This window comes from Achromobacter aegrifaciens (assembly GCF_902859965.1).
Classification (GTDB): Bacteria; Pseudomonadota; Gammaproteobacteria; order Burkholderiales; family Burkholderiaceae_B; genus Achromobacter; species Achromobacter aegrifaciens.
Map to the genome: position 1 here is coordinate 781,390 of NZ_CADIKO010000001.1, position 17,496 is coordinate 798,885.

Genomic DNA, 17,496 nt, shown 5'->3' on the forward strand with positions numbered 1-17,496 from the left:
CTGATTTTTACCTAGGGAAAATGCCTAGAATCAAACTTTATTTACGCCGTTGACCTATCAAAATACCGAATGGTATGTTTACTCCGACAGCCGATTCAGAGTGCCGGAGACCTACCGGCCCGCGGCCTCCGTCAACCGTTGCACCACGCAGTCCCCATTTATGCAGCACGGCGGCCATGGCCGCCGCAGCGCCGGCGCAGACCGGTGTCACAAAAATCAGGAGACAGGCATGAAGCGGATACAACAGTTGTTGCGCATGGCATCGCCCCTGGCGCTGGCGGCCTCGATGGCCTTGTGCGCACCCGTCGGGGCGGCCCCCGCGCCCATCAAGGTAGGCGTCATCTTCCCGTTGTCGGGCGGCGCGGGTCCGCAAGGCCAGCACGTCACGCAAGCGATTCAGGCCATGGCGGCGGTGATCAATGAAGACGGCGGCGTGCTCGGCCGTCCGATCGAGATCGTGTCGCGCGACGACGAATCCACGCCGGCGGTCGGCGTATCACGCGCCACCGAACTCATCAGCGCCGGCGTGTCGGTCATCATCGAAGGCTGGAACAGCCCGGTGACGTTGGCGATGCAACCCGTGATCGCCCGCGCCGGCGTGCTGGACATCACCGCAATCTCCAAGGCAGACCCCATTCTTTCCGGCGAAGGCAATCCGCTGGCGATCCGGCTGAACAGCTCGAACGCACAGGACGGCACGGTCATCGCCGAATACATCGCCAAGACCGCCGGCGCCAAGCGCGTCGCCTTTCTTACCGAGAACGACGCCTACGGCAACGGTGCGCAGGAATCCATCGAGAAGGCGCTGAAGGCTCTCGGGCACACCTATGAAAAAGTGGCCGAGGAGAAATTCCCCTTCACCCAAGCCGACTTCCGCGTCGCCATGACCAACGTGCGCGCCGCCAAGCCAGACATCACCGTCGCCATTAACGCCAACGAAGGCCTGGGCATGCCCGCCATCATCCGCCAGGCCCGCCAATCACGCCTGCCGGGCCAACTGGTGAGCGCGGTCGGCACCGTGGCCCCCAGCGTCATCAACGTAGCGGGCGATGCCTCGGACGGCCTGATAGGCGCGGACATCTACTTCCCCGACGTCGAGCCCTTCGCCTCGAACAGCGCCAACAAGCGCTTCGTCGCCAAGACGCAGGAGATGTTCAAGTACACGCCGGACAAGTTCATGGCGCTGGGCGCGACCTCGCTGCAGGTTTGGGCCCAGGCGGTCAACGAGCTCAAAACGCTCGATCGCGAACCTGTGGCCAAGCGCATACGCGGCGGCAGTTTCAAGGGCACGCTCATGGGCGACGTCACGTTCGAGCCCAACGGCCAGCTGCAGTCGCACTATTACCTGTTCACGGTCAAAGACCGAAAGATCGTGGTCAAGCCATGACTGCCGCCTTGCGCGTGGACAGCCTGGCCGTGCGCTACGGCGCGCTGGTCGCCCTGGAAGACGTCAGCTGGGAAGTCAGCGCCGGCGAATTGCTGGGCATCATCGGCCCCAACGGCGCCGGCAAGAGCTCGTGCTACGACGCCGTGTCTGCGCTGGTCCCCCGCGGCGGCAGCGTGCATCTGCGCGGGCGCAACATCAGCGCCGTGCCGGCCCACGGGCTGGCGCGGCTGGGCATCAAACGCGCGTTCCAGCAAAACGCCTTCTTTGACCAGTTGAGCGTGCGCGACAACATGGTGGCGGCGTTGGGCGGCACGGCCGGCCTCGGCGCCTGCATCCTGCGCCCGCTGACGGCGGGCCGGCAGGCGCAGGCCCTGCGCGACCAGGCCGCCAAGCGCCTGGAGCGCTTCGGCCTGCCGCCCGATTGCCACGATCTGAAGCCGCATGAAATCTCGTACGGCATGCAGCGCATGCTGTCCATCGCGCTGGCCTACGGCTCGGGCGCCGACGTGCTGCTGCTGGACGAACCCGCCGCGGGGCTGGGCGGCGCCGACATGGCAGCCCTGACCTCGCTGTTGCGCTCGCTCAAGGCCGAGGGCGTGGCCGTGGTGGTGATCGAGCATCACATGGACCTCATCATGTCCGTCGCCGACCGCATCTGCGTCCTCAACCTCGGCAAGACTTTGGCCTGCGGCACGCCGGCAGAGATCCAGCGCGACCCGCGCGTGCTCCAGGCCTATCTCGGAGGCGATTCATGATGTCCACGCCACACGTACTCAGCGCGCGGCGTCTCGATGTCGCCTATGCCGGCAATCGCGTGCTCCAGCTTGACCAGCTGGACCTGCGGGCCGGAGAGATCGTCGGGGTGATAGGCGCCAATGGAGCAGGCAAGTCGACGCTGGTCAACGCCCTGCTGGGCTGGTCGCGCGGTCAGCCCGCGGTCAGCGGCGAGGTCCAGCTTTCGGGACGGCCCATCGACGGCCTGCCGACACATGAGCGCGTACGCGCGGGACTGTTGCTGGTGCCGGAGTCTCGCCTGGTTTTTTCACGCATGACAGTGGAAGAGAATCTCGCCCCCGCCATCACGCCCGCCGAGGACTCGTCGCGCCGCTATTACAAGCGCGACGATGTCTACGATCTATTCCCCCGTCTGCGCGAACGCCGCCTGCACCTGGGCGGTCAGCTCTCCGGCGGCGAGCGGCAGATGCTGGGCATCGGCCGCTCGCTCATGATGGGGCCGCGCGCCCTGCTGCTGGATGAACCTTCCATCGGGCTCGCGCCCATGCTGGTGACGCAAGTGCTGCAAAGCCTGCGCTCGCTCGCCAGCGCCGGCCTGGCCATCCTGCTGGTGGAACAGAACGTACGCGCCGCCTTGCAGGTGGTCGATCGTCTGCTGCTGCTCGAGCGCGGCCGGCTGGTGCTGCAAGGCCCCGCAGCAGAGGTCGGCGCGGATCCACGCATCGCGCAAGCCTATCTGGGAGCACATACGACATGAGCCTGCTGCAACAGTTGATAAATGGCTTGGTGCTGGGCCATGCCTACGCGCTGATCGCCATCGGCTGGACCTTGTTGCTGGGCGTTGCCCGGCTGGTCAACTTCGGCCACGGCCAGATGTACATGCTGGGCGCCTTCGTCACCTGGTGGGCGACCACCACCGCCGGCCTGCCCTATCTGCTGGCCTTGCCGCTGGCCATGGCGGCCGGCGCGCTGATCGGCATCATCATGCAGCGCATCATGCTGCGCGCCACGTTCGAACAGAACCTGGTGTCAATCATGATCATGACGCTCGGCTTCGGCTATGTCATGCACGGCGCAGCGTCGTTGGCCTTCGGCTCGACAGGACAAATTCTGGATACCGCCTGGTCGCAACGCGATATCGAGATCGGCGACCTGTGGCTGACCTGGCAGGATGCCGCCATCGTCGCCGCCGCCATCCTGCTGTTCCTGCTGCTCAAGCGCGTGCTCGACGGCAGCCGCGCCGGAAGGCTGGTGCGCATGGTGGCCGAGGATCCCAAGCTGGCCCAACTGGCGGGTATCAACGTACGGCAGGTCTACTACGGCGTGTTCGCCTTCGAAGGCGCGGCGGTCGCCCTGGCCGCCGGGCTGGTGGCCCCGCGCACGCCGATCCTGACCTCCATGGGTTTCGAAGAGGTGATCATCACTTTCGTGGTGGTCGTGCTGGGGGGCATCGGCAGCGTGACCGGCAGTTACGTCGCGGGCGTCGCACTGGGCGTCTTTACCGCGCTGTTCAGCGCCCTGGTGTCGCCCGCATACGCAACCGCCGCGGCCTTCGTCGTACTGATTGGCGTGCTGGTGCTGCGCCCTGGCGGCCTGACCGCCGGCTCGATGAAAGGAGTCCATTGATGGCCACGCTTTCCGCCTCGCGTCTCGCGCTGCTGCCGGGCGCCGTCATCGTATTCTTCCTGCCTTCCTGGCTGGGCGGCAGCCAGGCTCTCTACAGCGCCGCCGTGCTGATCGCCATCATGGCCATCATGGCCTACGGGCTGGATGTCATCGTCTCGGACCTGGGCGAGGTGAGCCTGGGACATACTGTCTTCTTCGCCGCGGGAGCTTATGTGACGGCGTTGCTGGCCACCCGCTCCGGCGCTAGCGCCTGGTTGACGCTGGCCGCGTCGATTGCGGTCGCCCTGGGATTGGCGGCAGTAATCGGATTGGCCACCCTGCGTTTGCGCGAGTTCGTCTTTTCGCTGGTGACGTACGCGGTCGCCGTGGTCGCCATGACCCTGGCAGCCAACTGGGCCTTCCTGGGCGGCTCGGATGGCATCCGCGGCCTGCCCACGCTGGACTTGTCCATCGGCGGCTGGACGCTCAGTGCCGGCAATGACCAGACGCTCTGGCCCTACGCGTTCACGCTGCTGGCGATCACGCTCTACCTGGTGGACCGCTTCCGCCACTCGCGCCTGGGCCAGGCGGCGCTGATGGTGCACCTGAATCCCCGCCTGGCCACCATGAACGGCATCGATCCGCTCAGGGTGCGCCTGCAGGTCTTCCTGTTCTCGGCGCCCATCACGGCCTGCGCGGGCTGGTTGTATGCCTATCAGCGCGCCTACGTCAGCGCCGACATCCTTGAAACCTACTTCCTCATCCTGATGCTGACCGCCGTCGTACTGGTCGGCCGCCGCCAGTTGCTCGGGCCGCTACTGGCCACCGCGTTGATCCTGATCCAGGAAAAGTTTTTCTCGTTCGGAGGCTATGTCGACAAAATCGTGCTCGGCAGCCTGCTGATCCTTGTTCTGGCTTTCTTTCCGCAAGGGCTGATGGGCCTGCTGGCGACACGTCGCAAGCGTCCCAAGGCCATGGCGACCACACTGGAGAACTCGAAGTGACTGTTATCTGGAATCCCACGCTGGACGATACCGCCACCCGCTGGCAGGCCCTGGCCCATAAGCTGGGCTCCGAGCGCTTCGCGCCGCTCGCCCCCGAACTGGACCGTGAACAACGCTATCCCTGGGAGACCATCGCCGCCCTGGTGGAAAACAAGTTCACCGGCCTGTTCCTACCCACGCAATGGGGCGGCCAGGGCGCCAACCTGGTCGCCACCGTGGCGGCGGTCGAAGCCCTGGGCACGCACTGCGCTTCGACCGCCGCCATCATGTGCGCCTATCAGTTGGGCGCGTTCCCCCTGCTGCTGGCCGGCACGGACGAGCAGAAATCCTTCTATCTGCGCGAAATGGCCGAGGGCCGCGCCACCAGCTTTGCACTTTCCGAGCGCATCGCCGGTTCGGATGCCGCGGCCATCGAGGCCACGGCCGTGCGCGAAGGCGGCGGCTGGCGCCTGCGCGGGGAGAAATACTGGATCGGCAATGGCGGCGCGTCTCGTTACTACGTGGTCTTTGCCAAGACCGACCCGGCGGCAGGAGGACGCGGCATCAGCGCCTTCATGGTCGACAAGGAGCAGCCGGGCGCGGTCATTGACGAACTCTCCGACAAGATGGGCATCCGCGGCACCCAGACCTCGAACCTGAAACTCGACCTGGTCGTGCCCGAAAGCGCCCAGGTCGGTGAACTCAACCGCGCGCTGCGCCTGGCGTTGCAGACGTTGAATGTCGGCCGCATCATGGTCGCCGCCCAGTCCCTGGGCGTGGCGCTGGCGAGCTACCGCGAGGCCGCGGCCCGCGCCGTGGCGCGCCGGACTTTCGGCCAACCCATCGGGGACAACCAGGCCATCGGCTTTCGCCTTGCCGACATGGCCACGGAAATCTCGGCTGCCCGCATGATGCTGTACCAGGCTGCCCAAGCCTATGACCGCCAGGAAGACGTCTCCAACCTGGGCGCCATGACCAAGCTGTTCGCCTCGGAGGTTTCGCACCGGGTAGTGGACAATACCGTTCAGATCTGGGGCGGGCTGGGCTACTGCAAGCCTACGGTGGCCGAGCGGCTGTACCGCGACCAGCGCATACTCGAGATCTATGAGGGCTCTTCCGAAATCCAGCGGCTGGTCTTGTCGCGCGCGGTACGCAAGGAGGCGGAAGAGCTGGCTATTTGACCCGATTCCGAAAAGAGGTAGCAATGGTGAGTGCACAACAGAACCCGGCAGAAGTGGGCGGCGGCGAGTCGCGCGAGGAAATCCTGCAGGCGGCCGCGGAACTCTTCATGGAGTTCGGCTATGCGGCCACTTCCATCGACGCGGTCGCCCAACGCCTGGGCGCCACCAAGGGCCGCATCTATCACCACTACCGGAGCAAGGCCGACCTGTTCTTCGACGTGCAGGTGGCGGCAATGACCCGGCTGACGGACGAGATCGACCCCATCGCCCGCGGCGGCGGCAAGGCGGTCGAACGCCTGTCGGCCATGGCGCTGCGCCATACCCAGATCCTGCTCAAGGAACTGCCGATGCAGAAGGTGGCGGTGCAGGGGCTGGAGCGTCACCTGCTCGAGGCGTCCGCGGCCGCCAAGCGGCTGCGGTCCGTGGTGAAGATGCGCGATGACTACGAGCAGATGTTCGTCGAGGTGATCGATGACGGCATCCGCGAACGTGACTTCGTGGACCTTCCCGCCAGGATGTTGAGCAAACCCTTCTTTGGCGCGCTGAACTGGGCCACCGTGTGGTACAGCCAGCGGCGTCTGCAGAGCGACGCGGCGATAGACGATATCGCGCACACCCTCGCGGCCTATGCGCTGCGGGGGCTACTCAAGGACTCCAACAATGAAGCAGCAAGAGCAACTCCCCTATTCCAGTACCATCTGGGATGAGGTCGAAACCTGGTCGCGCGACCGCATCGAGACCTTCCAGCTCGAAGCCTTGCGCCGGCAGTTGCGGCGCGTCGCGGATACCAGCGAGCACTACCGCAAGGTGTTCGCGGACGCGGGCTTCGTTCCAGAAGACCTCAAGACCCTGGCAGACCTGAGACGCCTGCCTTTCACCCACAAGCGCGACTATCTCGAAGGCCTGCGCGCCGCGCCGCCCTTCGGCACGCTGGCCGCGGTCCAGCCCGGCGAGGCCGTGCGGGTGCACTTTTCCTCCGGCACCACGGCGCAGCCCGCTCCCGTGCTCTGGACCCAGCATGACGTGGACCGCTGGGCCGAGCTGTACGCACGCTATCTCTACGGCCAGGGGCTGCGCCGCGGCGATGTCTTCCAATGCATGTTCAATTACGCCTGGTTCGTCGGCGGCCTGGGCGCCACCCTGGCCGCGCAGCGGGTCGGCGCGCTGGTGATTCCGGGCTCCTCCGGCGACACGCAACGCCAGGTGGAAACCATCTTCCAGTACGGCACGGACTGCGTCATCGGCACCCCGTCCTTCATGGCCCACATGGCCGAGACCGCCCAATCCATGGGACGCGACCTGCGCGAATCCCGCGTGCGCATGGTCTGCGTCGGCGGCGAGCCCGGCGCCAGCGTGGCCGGCACGCGCGAACGCATCGAGCGCCTGTGGGGCGCCAAGATGTTCGACTGCTACGGCGCCCTGGAATGCCAACCCATAGGCTGGGATACCGCCGCGCAGCTCGGCCCCACGCTGGCCGAGGATTTCATCTACGTCGAAATCCTGCACCCCGACACGCATGAGCCGGTGGCCGACGGCGAACGCGGCGTGCTGGTGCTCACCCATCTGGACAAGCAGGCCTGCCCGCTGGTGCGCTGGTGGACTGGAGACATCGTGGTGCGCGACAGCCGCCCGGGCCCCGATGGCCGCACCCATGCCCGCCTGCCTGGCGGCGTGCTCGGCCGCGCCGATGACATGCTGATCGTGCGCGGCGTGAATCTGTTCCCGTCCGCCATCGAAGACGTGGTCCGTGGCTTTGCCGGCGTCAGCAATGAATACGTGATCATCATCGACGACAGCGTCAAGGATCCGAGCACGGGCTTCCTGACCGGCGTGAAGCTGCGCGTCGAACGCGAACCCGGCGCCAGCGCCGACCTCGGCGAAAGGCTGTCGCAACTGCTGCGCGATCGCCTGCAGGTGCGCTTTCACGTGGAAGTGGTGGAAAACGGCACCCTGCCGCGCACCGTCCACAAAGCCAAGCGGGTGATCCATGCCTGAGGCCGACACTCCACGCCCCCTTGCCGGCAAGCGCGTCATCGAGCTGTCGCAGTTCATCGCAGGCCCTACCGCCGCGCAGTACCTGGCGGATTTCGGCGCCGACGTGGTCAAGGTGGAGCCGCCGCGCGGCGATGGCGTGCGTACCTTGCCGGGAAATAGCTTCGGCAGCTTCTACGCTCGCAGCTTCAACACCGGCAAGCGCAGCCAGGTGCTGGACCTGGCCGCGCCGGACGGACGAGAAGCACTGGAGACGCTGCTGGCGCAGGCCGACGCCTTCATCTGCAATCTGGCGCCAGGATCGCTCGCCCGTCTGGACCTGCAAGGCCCGGCGTTATGCGCACGCCATCCCCGCCTGACCGTCGTGCTCATCTCCGGCTATGGACAGCAGGACGACCGCATCTGCATGGACACCATTGCGCAATGCGAATCCGGCTTCGCCCTCTTGAACGGCGACGAGGACGGCTCGCCGCGCCTGACCACGAGCTGGCCCGTGGACATGTTCAGCGGCATGTACGCGGGACTGTCCTGCGCGATGGCAATGCTCGAAGGCCGCGGGCGCTTGATCGATCTCTCCATGATGGAGGTGGCGTCCGCAATGCTGCTGGGGCCGGCGGCGCTGGCGCTAAGCGAAGGCGAAACACTGGATCCGCCCATGGGCAACCGCGACCGCGCGTCGGCGCCTTCCAGCATATATCGCTGCGCAGACGGCCATGTCTACATCCTGGGCGGGCTGGACAGCTATTGGGCGCGCCTGCGCCCGCTGATCGGCGCGGACGATGCACCCATCAAGGAACGCATCCGCCGCGCGGCGCACTTCGACGCCCAGGTGGAAGCCTGGACCCTGCCGCAGACCCGCGAAGCCGTGCTCCGGCAGATGCGGGACATGCAGATCCCGGCCGGTAATGTCCGGGCGCCGGCCGAAGCGCTGACGCTCATCCGCGGCCTGCGGCCTGGGGCCGTATCGCAGGAACTCGCCAACGGCGAACACGTGCCGGCCTTTCCCGCCCTGTTCGACGGTCAACGCATCCCCCGCAGCCCCACGCCGGCCATCGGCGGCGGGCGGCGGCAGGTCTCTTGAATTCCTACTTCCAGGTGAACCTCATGAAATCTGAAACTTGCATGGAATCCACCCAGGTCATGCGGCCCGGCGTTCTGGTCGGCCGCAGCGCACTGGTCACTGGCGCCGGCTCTGGCATCGGTCGTGGCATCGCCCTGCGTTTGCTGGCGCTGGGCATGGACGTGTTCGGGGTGGGACGGCGCGAAGATCCCTTGGCGGAGACCGCCGGAATGGCCGAAAAACTGACCGGCGACTTCAGCTATGCCTGCGCCAACATCCGCGACACCGCCGCCATCGAGGCGCTGATCGCCGAAGTGGGCGAACGCCAGGGCATCGACCTGCTGGTGAATAATGCCGGCGGCCAATTCTTCGCGCCCGCCGCGCAGATCAGCCGCAAAGGTTGGGATGCGGTGATCGACACCAATCTGAACGCCGTGTTCGTCGTAACCAAGGCAGCTTACCCCTTCCTCAAGGCTCGCCAAGGCACGGTGGTGAACATCTCGCTCTCGGGCGTGGACCGCGGCTCCATGGGAATTGCCCATTCCATCGCCGCACGCGCCGGCGTGCTGGGCCTGACTCGGACCCTGGCCCTGGAATGGGCTGCTGACGACATCGCGCTCAATTGCATCGGCCCCGGAGCGGTGATCACGCCAGGATTGGCCGGCGAGGCTGCGCAGGCCATGCTGGACCGCCTGGTCGCCGCCACGCCCATGGGCCGGGCCACATCGATCGAAGAAGTCGCGGAGCTGGTTGCCTTCCTGGCCACGCCGGCTGGCCACCTGATGACGGGCCAGCTGCTCCAGATCGATGGCGCTGCGCATCTGGGCAGCGGCCTGCACATGATGGACGCGCACTGACGCCATCTGGCGCTGCCGATGCGCAAATGCATCGGCGGCGCCGCCCTTCAAAACTTCGGCGCGCGCTTCTCGATGAACGCGGTGACCGCCTCGCGGTGCTCAGCAGTCTTGTGGGCCAGCGCCTGATAACTGGCCGACAGCTCCAGCAAGGACGCCAGGCTGCTGTGCTGGCCTTCGCGCAGCAGGCGCTTGGTCATGCGCATGACGCCGCCGGGATTGGCGGCGATCTTTGCGGCCAGGGTCCTGGCGGTCGGCAGCAGGTCCGCCGCCGACACCACCCGGCTGACCAGCCCCCACGCCAGCGCGTCCTGCGCGCTGATGGCCTCGCCCGTGTAGGCCATTTCGCTGGCGCGGGCCATGCCCACGGCGCGCGGCAGCAGCCAGGCGCCGCCGTCGCCCGGCACGATGCCCACACGCACGAAGCTCTCGGCGAACGTGGCCGTGTCGGCCGCGATGCGGATGTCGCACATGCAGGCGATGTCCAGTCCCGCCCCGATGGCCGGACCGTTGACGGCGCAGATGACGGGCACGTCCAGGCCATGCAGCGCAAGTGGAATGCGCTGGATGCCCTGCCGGTACTCCTCGCAGATGTGCTCGGGGGTCAGCGCATCGTCGAAAAAGCGGCGCATGTCCTTGACGTTGCCGCCCGAGCTGAAGATCGGCCCGGCGGCGGTCAGGATCAGCACCTTCACGCTGGCGTCCTGGCGGATGTCCGCGCATAGCTGCACGATCTCTTCGACGGCGGTGTTGCCGGTCAGCGCATTGCGTGTCTCCGGCTGGTTCATGGTGGCGACGACGATGCCGTCCTCGCGTTCTATCTGCAGAAAAGCCATGCAAGTTTCTCCTGAGAGCCGGGCTTAGGCCGGGACGTCGGTAATCTTACGCACCAGGTCCAGCGTCGGCCCCGCATGCGCGAGCAGCGCATCGCCCGCCACGTCATGCCAGTAGGCTTCGCTGCCCGCGGTCTGACGCCAGGCATGCAGGCGGCGCGTGTAGAGTTGCAAATCGTATTCTTCCGTAAAGCCGATCGCGCCATGCACGGCGTGCGCCAGCTCGGACACCACCAGCGCCGCCTCGCTGCAGCGCGCCTTGGCGACCGCCACCCGCAGCCGGTCCGGCGCCACGCCGTCGGCATGGCAGCCGAGCTGCGCCGCCATGCGTGCGGCGCAGACATGCTCGCTCATGACGGCCAGCTGATGCTGGATGGCTTGGAACTTGCCGATGGGCCGGCCGAACTGCTGGCGCTCATTGGCGTATTGCAGGGTGCGCTCCAGCACGCTGCCCAGCGCGCCCGCCATCTGCGGCGCGACCACGCAGGCCTGCATGGTGCGGACGTCGGTAGCCGCGTCCATCGGCGCCAACGGCGCAGCCGCGACCTGGGCCGGGGTCCAGCTCAGGGCGGCGTCCAATGCCAGCGCCTGCGGCTCCCTATGCGCCTGCGCGGCGTCCAGCAGGCGCCAGGCATCGCCCGTCTGCACAAGCACACTGTCAGCCACCGCGCCGCCGCGCACCAGCGCGCAATGCCAGGCGCCATCCGCCTGTTGCACGCCGCGTGCCAATGCAATGCTGCCAGCAGGCCGCTGCGCCGCCGGCAGCAGCGCGCGCGCGATCATGGTCTCGCCCAGCAACAAGGGCAGCGCATGAGCGCCGCATTGCTCCAGCACGCCGAACACCTGCTCCAGGCTCAGCCCGGAACCGCCCTCTTCCTCGCCGACCAGCGCGTCGGCCAGGCCGGTGTCCTCCAGCTGTTGCCAGAGCCTGCCGGCGGCGTCGCCGCCCGCTTCGATATCGCGCACCGCCTGCGGCGTGCAATGGTCCGCCAGCACCTGGCGCGCGGCATCGGCGTAAAGATCGTTATCGCTCATGTCATGCTCCTTCAGCGCAGGCCCAGGCCGCGCGCGATCATGCCGCGCAGAATCTCGCGGGTGCCGCCCCGCAGGGAAAACGAGGGCGAGGCCTCCGTCACGTACTTCAAGGTCATCAGCAGTTCCACCGGAATGTCCTCGGCCTCGCGCGAGTACAGGTCTTCCGCAATCCAGGCCGGAATCATCTGTTCCAGCGTGGTGCCCAGCTCCTTGACCAGCGCCGCCTCCACGATGGGGCTGGCGCCGCGCGTCAGCTTCTCCTGCACCGACACCGACATGGCCCGCAACGGCGTCAGCTGGCCGAGCACCTTGCCGGCCAACCGCCGGGACGAGGGCGTGCGATTGGCGGGCAGGCGCGCATAGTCCAGCCATTGGTCGAACAGCACGATGCTGGAATACAGCCGTTCCGGGCCGCTGCGCTCGAACGCCAGTTCGGCCGTGACCTGCTCCCAGCCCTGCCCTTCGTCGCCCACCAGCGCATCGGCGTCCAACTGCACGTTATCGAAGAACACTTCGCAGAAGTGGCTGTCTCCCGACAGGTCCTCGATCGGCCGCACCGTCACGCCGGGCAGGGACAGGTCGACGATCACCTGCGACAGGCCCTTGTGGCGATCCTCCGGCCCGCCCGAGGTGCGCACCAGCGCAATCATGTACTGGCAGTGATGGGCGTTGGTGGTCCAGATCTTCTGGCCGTTGAGCAGCCAGCCGCGGTCGTTCGGCGCCGCGCGCGTGCGCACGCTGGCCAGGTCCGACCCCGAGTTGGGCTCGCTCATGCCTATGCAGAAGAAAGACTCGCCGCGGCAGATCCGGGGAACATGAAAGCGTTTCTGCGCTTCCGTGCCGTACTTGAGGATGAGCGGCGCACTCTGCCGGTCCGCGATCCAGTGCGACCCGACCGGCGCACCGGCATTGAGGAATTCCTCTACCAGCACATAGCGCGCAAAGGCGCTGCGTCCGCCCCCGCCGTATTCGCGCGGCAGTGTCAGGCCGATCCAGCCGCGCTCGCCCACGCGCCGGCTGAACGCGGTGTCGTAGCCGCCCCAGGAACGCGCCCGGATATGCGCCGGCATGTCGCGCACCGCTTCCTGCAGGAAGGCGCGCACGGCGGGACGCAGGGCCTCGTCCTCGGGAGGAATGCGCGTCAGCGGCAACGCCAGTGAATTCAAACTGCTCATCCCAGGACTCCATTGATTCGATGTGTATGCAGGGTCTCCGCACTCAAGCCCAGCAGGCGGGCCAGGACTGCGTCGGTATGCTGGCCCAGTTGCGGCGGCGCGTGGCGGTAGCTCACCGGCGTGTCCGACAGGCGGATGGGGCTGGCGACCAGCGGCACTTCGCCCGCCTGCGGGTGCTGCATGCTCATGCGCAGGCCGCGCGCCTGGACCTGCGGATCCTCGAATACGTCCGCGACGGTGTTGATGGGTCCGCAAGGCACGCTGTGCTGCTCCAGCAGCGCGACCCAGTCGCGCGTGCTGCGGGTGACGGTGATGGCGCGCAAGCCATCGATCAGTTCCTCACGATGGGCAATCCGCGCCGCATTGCGCGCAAAGCGCTCGTCCTCGGCCCATTGCGGCCGTTCTATGGCGACGCACAGCCGGGCGAATTGTCCATCGTTGCCGACGGCCAGGATCATATGCCCGTCGGCGGTCGGAAAATCCTGATACGGCAGCGTATTCGGATGCGCGTTGCCCATGCGGCGCGGCGCCTGCTGGCCGTACAGATAGTTCATCGCCTGATTGCCCAGGCAGGCGACGCCCACGTCAAGCAAGGCCAGATCAATATGCTGGCCGCGCCCGGTGTGCGCACGCGCCTGCAGCGCGGCCAGGATGGCGGTGCTGGCATACAGTCCCGTCAGGATGTCGGTCAACGCCACGCCCACTTTCATGGGACCGCCGCCGGGCATGCCGTCGGGATGCCCCGTGATGCTCATCAAGCCGCCCATGCCCTGGATCAAAAAGTCGTAGCCGGCGCGATGCGCATACGGACCGTCCTGGCCGAAGCCGGTGACCGAGCAATACACCAGTCTGGGGTTCAGCTCGCTCAGCGACGCATAGTCCAGCCCGTATTGCGCAAGGCCCCCGGTCTTGAAGTTCTCGATCAGCACATCGCATTGCCGCGCCAGTTGCCGCACCAGTTCCTGCCCCTCGGGCTTGGTGAAATCGATGCTGACCGACTGCTTGTTGCGGTTGGCGCACATGTAATAAGCGGACTCGCCCGTGGGCTGCCCCGCCGGATCGGTCACGTAGGGCGGCCCCCAGGCGCGCGTATCGTCGCCCGTGCCCGGCCGCTCCACCTTGATCACTTCAGCGCCCAGGTCGCCCAGCGTCTGGGCGGCCCAGGGGCCGGCCAGCACGCGCGACAGATCGAGCACCTTCACATTCTGCAGGGCTTGCGACGTCATGCTCGCCTCTTCCTTCATTGTTGGGGAACGTTCGCCTTCTTGACGATGCGCTGCCACAGCGCGATTTCCTTCTCCTGGAATTCGTGCATCTGCGCAGGACCGCCCGTCATCGGCGTGGCGCCCAGGCGTTCATAGAAGGCGCGGGTTTCGGGCATCTTGGATATGCGCGTGAACAGCTCGGCCAGGCGCTCGGTCTTTTCGGCCGGCGTCTTGGCGCTGACCATCGCGCCCACCCAGGTATAGGCTTCGAATCCGGGCAGGCCGGCCTCGGTCGCCGTCGGCACATCGGGTGAAGTCCCGACACGCTGGTCCGACGCGACCGCCACCACCTTCACGCGGCCGTCCTTGGCCAGTTCCTGCACCGCGGTCACCTCGGCGAACGTGTAGTCCACTGTGCCGCCGGCCACAGCCATGATGGCGTCGCCGGCGCCCTTGAACGGCACATGCACCGTCTTCAGGCCGGCGCTGTCGTTCAGCAATTCGCCCATCAACTGGTAGCCGGCCGACCCTGCGCCGAAATTCACCTTGCCGGGATTGGCCTGGGCATAGGCGATCAAGTCCTTCAGGGTGCCGTACGGGGCCTGGGGACTGACGGCCAGCATGGCGGGCGAACGCATCATCATGGTCAGCGGCGCGAAATCCTTGACCGGGTCGTAAGGCAGCGCCTTGAACAGCGCCGCATTGACCGCCAACGTCGAATTGCTGCCGATGAAAACCGTGTATCCGTCCGCCGGCGCGGACAGCACGTTCTTCACCGCGATGAAGCCATTGGCGCCCGGCTTGTTCTCCACCACCACCGGCTGCCCGGTCAGCTCCTGCAGCTGGCGGGCGAAATAGCGGGCCGAGGTATCGGTGCCGCTACCCGGGCCGAACGGCACGACGAACTTGATCGGCCGGGAGGGGAAGGTCTCGGCCAGCGCGACGGTCTGATGGCCGGCGGCGCCAAGCATTGCCACGGCCAACATGGCCGTCAGCATCTGTCTGCGGTGCAGCATGGAAGTCTCCTTTGGGTGGATGGCCGGCCGCTCTAGGCGGCGGTCCTGGCCATATGTTCCAGCGGATGACTTTAGGCGTGCTTAACAGGCCTGTCTAATATTAAGAATTTTATATTTGATATTGAATGAATATCAGCGATATCCGCAGCTGCGCTCGGATCAGGCCCGACCTTGCCATTCCCGGCACAGATCAATCCGTGAATCTGGCGTTGTATTTCCAGTTTCCGTCAGGCAACAGCTCCACCCTATACGTGACCGAGGCCCATGCCTTCCCGAACTCTCTGTACAGGCCGGAGAGCTTATAGAGTCCCGCCTGGATTTCCTCCGTCGGGCCGATGAGATCCCGATGCCCTTCCGGGCTCGAAATTGAAATACTCATCCTTTCATAGGAGGCATCACCATCCCGGTGAACCACCATTTCCGCGATGCTCCATGACTCCGGCGTTGCCACGATCAATGCATTGGCCACTTCAAAATCAATCGGCGCCTGGCGCTCGACAAGCGATTCCATCGTCATTCTCGCTAAGGCTGTCTAATTGGAACAAGAAAGAGCCTGAATAAGCCCGTCCAGCTCGAATACTACTCCCGCCTGACCTCGCCCGTTTCCGCCCTTCATTGACCCAGGCTGCCAAGTTCCTTGATGAGCCCGGGCACCACCGAATACTCCTCCCGGTACTCCCGCAAGAATTCCTCCGGCGCATTGCCGATCGCATCGAAGCCGATGTTCTCCAGATACTTGCCGAACTCCGGATCGCGCACCACCTGCCGGGCCGCCGCCGCAAGCTTCTGTACCACGTCCGTAGGCATGCCGGCGGGGCCGCTCAAGCCGACCCAGGCCTTGTTCTTGAATATGAAGGCGTCGTATCCCGCTTCGGCGAAGGTCTGGACTTCCGGCAGCAACGCCGAACGCCTGTCGCCGATGACGGCGATGGCCTTGACCTTGCCGTCCGCGATCATGGGCGCGGCAATGCTGGTGGAGGTGAAGGTGAACGCCAATTGGCCGCCCAACAGATCCGTCATGGCCGGCGGCGATCCCTTGTAGGGGACATCAATGAACTTTACTGAAGACTGCCTGGCCAGGCTCTCCATGATCAGCTGCGGGTACGAGCCCGGGCCGTATGAACCATAAGCCAGGGGAATCTGCGCAGTCCGTGCCTGCTGGACCGCGCCCGCCAGATCCGCGGCCTGCATGGACTTGTTCGCGACGAGCACCGGGCCGGAAGCAGCAATCTTGCTGATCAGCGTGAAATCGCGCTGCGGGTCATAGGGCACCTTCATGGTGACGGTCGAAGAAATGAGCGCATCACCCACGCTCAGCATCATGGTGTAGCCATCTGGCTTGGCGCGCGCCACCTCGGTAGCGCCGATGGTTCCGGCCGCGCCGGGCTTGTTTTCAATCACGATGGGCGCGCCAAGCTGCGCGGACATGAGTTCGCCCAGCTTGCGTCCAATGGCATCGATGGGAGCGCCCGCCGAAGAGGGAACGATCCAGCGGATGGGCCGGTTCGGGTAGGAAGCTTGAGCCGTGGCGACGACGCTGCTCAGCGTCATGGCGCACGCCAGCGCTATTCCCAGTGTTTTCTTGATGGCAGCCATTTTGTCTCCTCCTTGCGGGAGCCGGAATCAGTTGTGCGCGTCCAGGAACTCAAGCACCACGCGGTTGAACTCGTCCGCCGTTTCGAAATACGGCGAGTGGCCGGATTCTTCGAAGGTGTACTTCTGGCTGCCAGGCAGCAACTCCGCGACCAGATGGTGGCTTTCCGGCGTGAGGAAATCGTCGTGGCTGCCGCCCGTCATCAGGGTCGGCACGCGGTAGCCTGCGAGTTCGGATGGATGGATCTTGACGTCGTCGGCCTGCATGGTCAGCGCCAGGAAGCCTTTCGGGTTGAGCGCCTTGATGCAACCGTACAGGTGCAGCATCTCGGGCCGGGCTTCGACGTTCTTGCGATTCCAGCCGATGCTCTTGCTGCGCAGGTCATGGCGGCCGTCATCGAAGGTCTTGCCGGCCTTGCGCAGGATCTCCCAGGTCTCGGGCGAATAGGCTGGCGTCGGCGAGCCGCTGATGAACAGCGTCTGGACGCGTTCCGGCTGCTTCACGGCCAGCGGCAGGCCCGCCCATGCGCCCAGCGACTGGCACACGAGGTTTACTTTGCCTATGCCTTCCTGGTCCAGGATGGCCAGCACGTCCGCGGGGTAATGACGCGGATGGTTGCCCTCCGGCGCGCAGGGAGAGTTCTTGAACCCTCTCAGGTCCATCACGATGACCTTGTATTTTCCGGCGAAGAAAGGCACTTGCTGGTACCAGCAAATGGTGTTGCCGCCGCCGCCATGGATGAACAGGACGGGCGCGCCGTCGCCATAGGTTTCGTAGTAGATGCGGGTGTCGTCGGGTGCGGTTGCATAAGGCACGAAAAGCTCCTCGGAGGGATCGGTTG

The 17,496-nt window shown here is 65.9% G+C and carries 18 protein-coding genes; 10 read left to right on the plus strand and 8 right to left on the minus strand.

Annotation, left to right across the window (positions count from 1 at the left end; genetic code table 11):
• The first annotated feature begins 229 nt into the window (after positions 1 to 229).
• Genes HV793_RS03645 through HV793_RS03690 form a run of 10 tightly spaced genes read left to right on the plus strand, consistent with a single transcriptional unit; the run spans position 230 to position 9,800 of the window.
• On the plus strand, positions 230 to 1,387 hold the full coding sequence (locus tag HV793_RS03645) for an ABC transporter substrate-binding protein (protein ID WP_054452161.1): 1,158 nt from the start codon (positions 230 to 232) through the stop codon (positions 1,385 to 1,387).
• Positions 1,384 to 2,142, plus strand: coding sequence for an ABC transporter ATP-binding protein (locus HV793_RS03650; RefSeq protein ID WP_054452162.1), 759 nt, complete (start codon positions 1,384 to 1,386; stop codon positions 2,140 to 2,142). The genes HV793_RS03645 and HV793_RS03650 overlap by 4 nt, the downstream gene beginning before the upstream one ends.
• Complete coding sequence (locus tag HV793_RS03655) at positions 2,139 to 2,879, plus strand: ABC transporter ATP-binding protein (RefSeq protein ID WP_225590391.1); 741 nt, start codon at positions 2,139 to 2,141, stop codon at positions 2,877 to 2,879. Before HV793_RS03650 ends, HV793_RS03655 begins: the two co-directional genes overlap by 4 nt.
• On the plus strand, positions 2,876 to 3,748 hold the full coding sequence (locus tag HV793_RS03660) for a branched-chain amino acid ABC transporter permease (RefSeq protein WP_054452164.1): 873 nt from the start codon (positions 2,876 to 2,878) through the stop codon (positions 3,746 to 3,748). The genes HV793_RS03655 and HV793_RS03660 overlap by 4 nt, the downstream gene beginning before the upstream one ends.
• Positions 3,748 to 4,731 carry a branched-chain amino acid ABC transporter permease gene (locus HV793_RS03665; protein ID WP_054452165.1) on the plus strand — a complete coding sequence of 328 codons (984 nt, stop codon included), beginning with the start codon at positions 3,748 to 3,750 and terminating at the stop codon, positions 4,729 to 4,731. Before HV793_RS03660 ends, HV793_RS03665 begins: the two co-directional genes overlap by 1 nt.
• Complete coding sequence (locus HV793_RS03670; RefSeq protein WP_054452166.1) at positions 4,728 to 5,891, plus strand: acyl-CoA dehydrogenase family protein; 1,164 nt, start codon at positions 4,728 to 4,730, stop codon at positions 5,889 to 5,891. Before HV793_RS03665 ends, HV793_RS03670 begins: the two co-directional genes overlap by 4 nt.
• Before the next feature lie 23 nt (positions 5,892 to 5,914).
• On the plus strand, positions 5,915 to 6,598 hold the full coding sequence (locus tag HV793_RS03675; protein ID WP_054452167.1) for a TetR/AcrR family transcriptional regulator: 684 nt from the start codon (positions 5,915 to 5,917) through the stop codon (positions 6,596 to 6,598).
• On the plus strand, positions 6,552 to 7,886 hold the full coding sequence (locus HV793_RS03680; protein WP_054452168.1) for a phenylacetate--CoA ligase family protein: 1,335 nt from the start codon (positions 6,552 to 6,554) through the stop codon (positions 7,884 to 7,886). Before HV793_RS03675 ends, HV793_RS03680 begins: the two co-directional genes overlap by 47 nt.
• A complete protein-coding gene (locus HV793_RS03685) occupies positions 7,879 to 8,964 on the plus strand; it encodes a CoA transferase (protein WP_119450433.1) in 1,086 nt (361 codons plus the stop codon). The genes HV793_RS03680 and HV793_RS03685 overlap by 8 nt, the downstream gene beginning before the upstream one ends.
• 23 nt (positions 8,965 to 8,987) lie before the next feature.
• Positions 8,988 to 9,800, plus strand: a complete 813-nt coding sequence (locus tag HV793_RS03690) for an SDR family NAD(P)-dependent oxidoreductase (protein ID WP_082400839.1) — start codon at positions 8,988 to 8,990, stop codon at positions 9,798 to 9,800.
• 47 nt (positions 9,801 to 9,847) lie between these two features.
• Here HV793_RS03690 and HV793_RS03695 read toward each other — a convergent pair whose 3' ends face one another.
• The 8 genes from HV793_RS03695 to HV793_RS03730 form a co-directional block, all read right to left on the minus strand.
• A complete protein-coding gene (locus tag HV793_RS03695; protein WP_175212686.1) occupies positions 9,848 to 10,633 on the minus strand; it encodes a crotonase/enoyl-CoA hydratase family protein in 786 nt (261 codons plus the stop codon).
• Between the two features lie 24 nt (positions 10,634 to 10,657).
• Positions 10,658 to 11,665 carry an acyl-CoA dehydrogenase family protein gene (locus HV793_RS03700; RefSeq protein WP_175212687.1) on the minus strand — a complete coding sequence of 336 codons (1,008 nt, stop codon included), beginning with the start codon at positions 11,663 to 11,665 and terminating at the stop codon, positions 10,658 to 10,660.
• Positions 11,666 to 11,676: 11 nt separating this feature from the next.
• On the minus strand, positions 11,677 to 12,840 hold the full coding sequence (locus HV793_RS03705; RefSeq protein WP_175212688.1) for an acyl-CoA dehydrogenase family protein: 1,164 nt from the start codon (positions 12,838 to 12,840) through the stop codon (positions 11,677 to 11,679).
• Positions 12,837 to 14,084: a CaiB/BaiF CoA transferase family protein gene (locus HV793_RS03710; protein WP_175212689.1), complete on the minus strand. Its 1,248-nt coding sequence runs from the start codon at positions 14,082 to 14,084 to the stop codon at positions 12,837 to 12,839. Before HV793_RS03710 ends, HV793_RS03705 begins: the two co-directional genes overlap by 4 nt.
• Positions 14,081 to 15,061, minus strand: coding sequence for a Bug family tripartite tricarboxylate transporter substrate binding protein (locus HV793_RS03715; protein WP_175212690.1), 981 nt, complete (start codon positions 15,059 to 15,061; stop codon positions 14,081 to 14,083). Before HV793_RS03715 ends, HV793_RS03710 begins: the two co-directional genes overlap by 4 nt.
• A gap of 190 nt (positions 15,062 to 15,251) precedes the next feature.
• Positions 15,252 to 15,572, minus strand: coding sequence for a hypothetical protein (locus tag HV793_RS03720; protein ID WP_175212691.1), 321 nt, complete (start codon positions 15,570 to 15,572; stop codon positions 15,252 to 15,254).
• A 101-nt stretch (positions 15,573 to 15,673) separates the two neighbouring features.
• On the minus strand, positions 15,674 to 16,657 hold the full coding sequence (locus HV793_RS03725; protein WP_175212692.1) for a Bug family tripartite tricarboxylate transporter substrate binding protein: 984 nt from the start codon (positions 16,655 to 16,657) through the stop codon (positions 15,674 to 15,676).
• A gap of 27 nt (positions 16,658 to 16,684) precedes the next feature.
• Positions 16,685 to 17,470: an alpha/beta fold hydrolase gene (locus HV793_RS03730; protein WP_088142987.1), complete on the minus strand. Its 786-nt coding sequence runs from the start codon at positions 17,468 to 17,470 to the stop codon at positions 16,685 to 16,687.
• Positions 17,471 to 17,496 lie beyond the last annotated feature (26 nt).